The 5,902-nt window shown below is 69.2% G+C and carries 4 protein-coding genes; 1 reads left to right on the top strand and 3 read right to left on the bottom strand.

Annotated elements, in window-relative coordinates:
* The first annotated feature begins 533 nt into the window (after positions 1-533).
* Positions 534-3,125 (top strand): DEAD/DEAH box helicase, encoded by a 2,592-nt coding sequence (locus tag ABT014_RS34270; protein ID WP_350643736.1) that lies wholly within the window; start codon positions 534-536, stop codon positions 3,123-3,125.
* A 367-nt stretch (positions 3,126-3,492) separates the two neighbouring features.
* On the opposite strand, the gene ABT014_RS34265 is transcribed toward ABT014_RS34270, so the two are convergent.
* From ABT014_RS34265 to ABT014_RS34255, 3 genes are read right to left on the bottom strand one after another with little or no spacing between them, the layout of a single operon-like run.
* A complete protein-coding gene (locus tag ABT014_RS34265) occupies positions 3,493-3,657 on the bottom strand; it encodes a hypothetical protein (RefSeq protein WP_350643734.1) in 165 nt (54 codons plus the stop codon).
* 35 nt (positions 3,658-3,692) lie between these two features.
* Positions 3,693-4,385 carry a hypothetical protein gene (locus ABT014_RS34260; RefSeq protein ID WP_350643732.1) on the bottom strand — a complete coding sequence of 231 codons (693 nt, stop codon included), beginning with the start codon at positions 4,383-4,385 and terminating at the stop codon, positions 3,693-3,695.
* A gap of 5 nt (positions 4,386-4,390) precedes the next feature.
* The gene (locus ABT014_RS34255) at positions 4,391-4,963 is read right to left on the bottom strand and encodes a sigma-70 family RNA polymerase sigma factor (RefSeq protein ID WP_350643730.1); all 573 of its coding nucleotides are present in this window, start codon (positions 4,961-4,963) and stop codon (positions 4,391-4,393) included.
* Between the last annotated feature and the right edge of the window lie 939 nt (positions 4,964-5,902).

Raw genomic sequence — 5,902 nt, 5'->3', positions numbered from 1 at the left:
GTGTCCGTGACCTGACCTTCGGTCAGGTCGGCCCGGCTCCGCCGGGCCTGCGCGGCCGGGTCGCTCCGCTCCGCCGGCCCCGCTCGGGCTGATGCTCGTTCAAGTAGCTGAACTGCATTTTTGGCTGAACTCACGACAGGCCGACTAGAGGCAGGGGCGGGCGTCGGGGGCGCGTGCGGGCCGACTTCACTCCTCTCAGAGTGGCCTAGTCTACGGTCTAGACCACTGTTTCGACCCCATCGGAGGGCAGGGTGCGCTACCCTGACGGGGTGAGCAATGACCCTCAGTGTATCAGTCTTTGGACGTCAGGTGATCCCGCCGGAAGTGAGGTCCGGACCCGGCTGATTCGGGTATTCGCCGGATTCCTTGACCGGAAACTGATATCCTGTCGAATGGCCGATTAAAACGGGTGCTCGCATTCCGGTCGGCTGGTTTTCTTGTCAGCCCGTTGAATGTATCAGTAGGGAACTGTCAGAATTTCCCGCGTGGTCCCGTGTGTGGGCTCGGGAATGGGTGAGGGGAGACACGTCTTCGTGAACGTCGTAAAGCCCGGCCTGGTGGCCGCTCAGCCTGCCGCCGGCATCTCGCTCCGGGGGCACCAGGAGGAGGCCCTGGAGGCCATCGTGCGGGGCCTGACGCTGCGTCCTGGGCAGGTGGCTCCGAACGGTCTGCGGGTGACGGTGCAGATGGCCACCGGCACCGGGAAGTCGTATGTGGGGGCGGTGGCCGGGCAGCGCCTGGCGCCCCGTGGCGTGGTCCTGGTGGTGGTGCCCACCTTGAACCTGCTGCTTCAGATGATGGGTTCCTGGCGGAAGGCCGGCCGGGCCGGGGAGATGCACGCGGTGTGCTCCCTGATGCAGAAGGAACTTCCGGCCGGGGTGCTGGCCTCCACCAGCGGGCTGATCGTCGGGGACTGGATCGCGCGGGCGTCCAGGGGTCGGCGGCCACTGACGCTGTTCGCCACCTACGCCTCGGTGGGCGCGGTACGCGACGCCTACGCCTACTGGGCCCGGGAGAAGCAGGAGCTGCTGCCCGAGTTGGACCTGATGGTCTGCGACGAGGCGCACCGGTCCTCCGGCAGTGTCGAGAAGTCGTGGACGGTGGTGCACGACCAGGCGTCCATCCCGGCGGCCCGCAGGTGCTACATGACCGCCACCCCGCGTATCTGGGCGCCGCCGACGCGGATGCTCAAGGCCCGCGAAGGGGCCCACCAGCCGCTGCCGGAGGAGCTTGCGGTGTCCATGGACGACATGCGTGTCTACGGGCCCCACGTGTTCTCTCTAGGGCTGGCCGAGTCGATCGAGAAATCCCTGTTGGCGCCGTTCGAGGTGGTGGTGCTGGAGCTGCGCGACCCGCTCGCCGATCGCGATGCCGCCGGGAAGCAGCCGGTGCCCTGGGGGGCCGGGGTGGGAGAGGCGGCGGACGGGAGCGCTGACGAGGTGCCGGCCGAGCACCTGGCCGCGATGCAGGCCGGCCTCCTCAAGGTGGCCGCGGAACGCGGTCTGAAGCGCACCATCACCTTCCACAACCGCACCCTCGAGGCACGGTACTTCAGTGAGACGCTGAATCAGACGGTAGAGCGGCTGCACCTGTCGGACCCGGAGAAATATCCTGAGGAAATCTGGGCTCAGTGGCTCTCCGGTGAGCACTCCGTGGATTTCCGTGAGGAGGTCATCGGCGGGTTCGGGCAGGGCGAGGAAGACGACGGTCTGAGCTATCGGGTGATCTCGCAGTGCAAGATCATGGGCGAGGGCGTCGACATCCCGAATGCTGATTCGATCCTTCTCATGGGCCGTGGCAGCATGGTCGATATCGTTCAGGCCGTCGGCCGCGCTCTGCGGATGAAGCCTGGTGAGGGCAAGGTGGCAAGCCTTATCGTGCCCGTCTTCCTCAAGCCCGGGGAGAAGCCCGGGGACATTCTTGAGTCGGACAGCTATGGTGGGCTCGTCAAAATCCTGACCGCTTTGAGGTCACATGACACCCGCATGGTCGAGGCCCTCGCAGTGCCCCAGAAGTCCGGGAAGCGGACCACCGGGCGCAGCGCTGAGGCGGCCTTCGCACCTGGTGAGGGCGGCGGTGGGGGTGCTGGCGGGACGGGTGCGTTCACGTTGCCGGTGCGGTTCGAGAGCGACCCGGGTGATGACGTTCTGGCGTTGTTCATCGCCTCGCGGGTGCTGACGAGTGAGACGCAGTTGTGGCGCGAGGCGATCGGCCACGCGCAGCGGTGGTATGAGGAGACCGGGGCCCTCAACGTTCCCTATTCCGCGCTCGTTGGAGAAAACGGGAATTACCCTTTGGGAAAGTGGTTGTCGGATCGCCGATCGGAGAATGCAGCCGGTGAACTGGCGTCATGGCGGGTGGCGCAGCTGGACGGGTTCGGGATGATCTGGTCCGTCTCCGACGCCCGTTTCGAGGCCGGCTTGGACTGGGCGCGGGTCTGGGCGAAGGGCCACGGCGGGTCGCTGGCGGCGCCGGCGCGGGCGTCGGTCGGCGGGTACGCGATCGGCACGTGGCTGTCGGAGCTGCGGGCCGCCGCCCAGGTGCCGGCCGGCGAGCCGGGGGCACTCTCGCCGGAGCGGCGCCGCGCGCTGGAGGAGATCGACCCGTTCTGGTGCCCGGTGTGGCCGGTCACCTGGCAGCGCGCCTACGCCACCGCCCGGCAGTGGTGGCTGGAGTCCGACGGCCAGGTCGACTGGCCGCGGCTGCCCGCGGATACCGTGTTCGAGGGTGAGCAGCTCGGCCGCTGGGTCCAGGCACAGCGCGCCGGCTGGCCCGGCCTGGAGGAGGACCAGCAGGACCTGCTGGCGGCGATCGGGATCGAGGAGGACCAGGAGCTGGTGGCCGCGAAGGCTGCGGCGGAGGCGAAGCCGGCGGTGTCGCGTACGGACCGGTTCGCGCAGGGCCTGGCGGCACTCGCCCAGTTCGTTGAGCGGGAGCGGCATCCCCGGGTCCCCCGCCCGCACAAGGAGCCCGTGGAGACCGCGGAGGCCGGCCCCGGTGCGGAGGAGAAGGTGGTGGTGTCGCACTTCGCGCTGGGCACCTGGCTCAACAACCAGAAGGCCCGCCGGGCGAAGCTCACCCCGGAACAGCTCGCGCAGTTGGAGGCGCTGGGCGTGGCTTGGTAGGTGCGGGCAGGCCTCGGCTGCCCGCTGCCCAACCGCACTTTCCGGGCGCGCGGATCCCGACAACAGCGCCTCCGCCCTGCTCAGCAACAGGTTGACCCGGGCTGCGCCTACCAGCCGAACGCCCGCCCGGTGGAGTGTGACTCGGCGGCCAGCCCGTCTCGGCTCGGGGTACGGGCTGGGACGGCACCGCCGCGGCGACAGCACCGGGCCCCCCTCGGGCTAGGCGAGGGACCTGCCAAGAGGGCGGGACGACAAGGACCTGACGCTGCAGCCGGGCGACGGCTCCCCGGCACAGCAAGGTTGACATCGGGTTGGCGAGCTCGTCGTCGGCCGGCTGAACAAGGCCGGTAGGGCAGGTCGCTCCGTCTCAGCGGTTGCGACGGACGAGGACTTTGAGGACTTCGCGGGCGTCGCGGCGCCGTTCCGTGGTGCGCGCCGCGACGGCGGTAACGGCGGCGATGGTGACTGCCACCGAGTACCAGGCGGCGCCGGCCGTCGCGATGAGCGCGGTGTTCTCCAGGGCGGTGGACATGGTGCTCTTCTCCGTTCGGCGGGAAGGTGTCGGGTCTACGGGCAGACCAGGTCGTGGAGCTGTTCGGCAACCTCGGAGGTGGGCAGGACGAAGGAGCCGAGCTGCTCGTCCTCGAGGACGATGCGCAGGTGGTCGACCGTCTTGCGCAGTTGCAGGTCGGGACGGGGCAGGTCGCTGGTGTCGTCCGCAATGTTCTGGCCGTGCCACTGGGTGTCGAACATGTAGGCGTGGACAGGCGGGATGGACGGTCGTGGAGGGACGCCGCCGTCGGACTGGTTCGCCAGCTGGGTGGTCTGCTCGAGCCAGTGCTCGGCTTCCCGCAGCTCGCCGACCGAGGCGTGGTGGAGATAGAGGCTGAAGGAGGCAGTGCTGTCGCCGGAGCCGGCCGCGAACTCGAACCAGAACTGGGCGTTGCGGGGGTGGCCGCTGAGGTAGAGCAGGGCGGCGAAGACGAGGCCGCCGATGGGGTCGACGTCGCGGGAGTTGACGAGTCCGTCGAGCTGGGCGGGTGCGGCGATGTGGTTGATGACGCGGGTGGCGAGGTTGCGCAGCTCGCACTCGGCCTGGTGCTGGATCTGCCGGCAGGCGGGAGCGGTCTGTCGGCTCGCGGCGGCGCGTCGGGCTTCGATCCTGGCGGCGATCCGGCGACGGCCTTCAACGGGGTCATATCCGGTGAATCGCGCGAAGGGGGCCGCGGCAGCGGCGAGGTGGTCGAGTTCGGAGTTCACCGTGCTCAGTCCTTCTCTGTGACGGGGGCGGCGACGTGCAGCAGATTCGGGGTGAGCCTGGCGCGGGCCTGGTGGACGAGGGCGCGGATGGTCTTCGCGTTGACGCCCATGACGTCGCCGGCCTGCTCGGCGGTGTAATTCAGGAACTTGGTGAGCAGCAGCGCGTCGTACTGGCGGGCGGGGAGCTGCTTGAGGGCCTGGAGGATGCCGAGATTGTCCTCAAGGGCCCCGAACATGGAGCGGACGGTGTTGCGCTCGGCTTCGACGAAGACGGCCCTCTCTACGAGCTTGAGGACCTCGCCGCGGTGGCGGTGCTCGTGGTCGACCACGTAGCGCAGCGCGCCCCAGGCGTGGGCGGCGGGGTTGGGGCGCTGGAGTATGCGGTCCCAGTCCTCGCCAAGGTTGACGAAGACGGTCTCCACCAGCTCCTGGATGTCCTCGGGCTCGTTGAGGGTGAGTTGGGCGCGGGCGTAGTCCAGGTAGCGCTGGTGGTAGAGCTCGTAGAACGCATCGAACTCGATGCTGACGAGCGGCTGGGCGCCGTCGAAGACGGTACCGGTCGTATTGTCGTGGTTCATGCGGCGGCCGCCGGGCGGTGACGCGACTTCGCACCCGGGCGGGCTCCGGCCGGCAGAGCCCGCGGCCGGGGCCGGGGGGCCGTGGGCACGGGCTCGGCGACGACGGGGCGGGGGAGGGTGTTCACGGATGTACCTCTCAGTTCGAACGTGTCATTCCGTGGGGGCGTCGTGACGTCTGGTGACAGCATCTCGGCAGAGAGCGCCGAACGTTTAGCCCGGGGCCGAAGAAAGTAGCGGATTGTGTCAATCCGCCTACAGGGTGGTATGGCTTCCTTGCCCACCGCCTCCTGTCGCCGGATGCCCTCGCGGCGACGCCTGAAGTGATCACTTCGGGGGTATCCGCTGTGGGGCACCCCGGCCGGTCCTCCACTGCGCTCCGAGCCGCCCTCCTCGCCCCGGACGCCAACTACCGGGGCCGGCTGCCGTTCAGAACGCTGCGCACCCCAGTGGACGGGGCGGCAGCTTTCTGAGACTGGGCCGAGCCCTCGGTCGGAGCCTGCCGGTGACATCCGGCGGTCGGTGCCGCAGCTTCGCTGGTTGCCAGGGTTGACCGGTGCCCTGGATGGTGTAAGGAATGCGCGGGGCAGATCAATTACCGCTGGTCGACAGGGGTTGACTGGCGCCCTCGATGGTGTAGGCACGCGCGTGGGCACGTCGACCTGGTCCCCGCCGGAGCCGGGATCGAGGGGGTTGACTCGCGCTCTCAGGCGTCTACCGTGCGGCCCGACGAACCATCAGGAGCACCACCGGGCAGCCCTTTGCCCGCCCTCTCCGGGTCCGTCAGTCCCGCACGGCATACGAGACGAAGGAGATGGCCGTGAACGAGTTGGAGTCGCACAGCACTGCGAGCGCGGCAGAGTGGGACGACACCGCGCGCCGGACGAGCGCGCCCCGGTCGGCATGGGACGGCGTCGAGCGCCGGGCACAGCACGCCGCCGC

The sequence above is a fragment of the Kitasatospora sp. NPDC094015 genome (assembly GCF_040304075.1).
Lineage (GTDB): Bacteria > Actinomycetota > Actinomycetes > Streptomycetales > Streptomycetaceae > Kitasatospora.
This window is presented reverse-complemented; position numbering and strand designations above follow the sequence as displayed.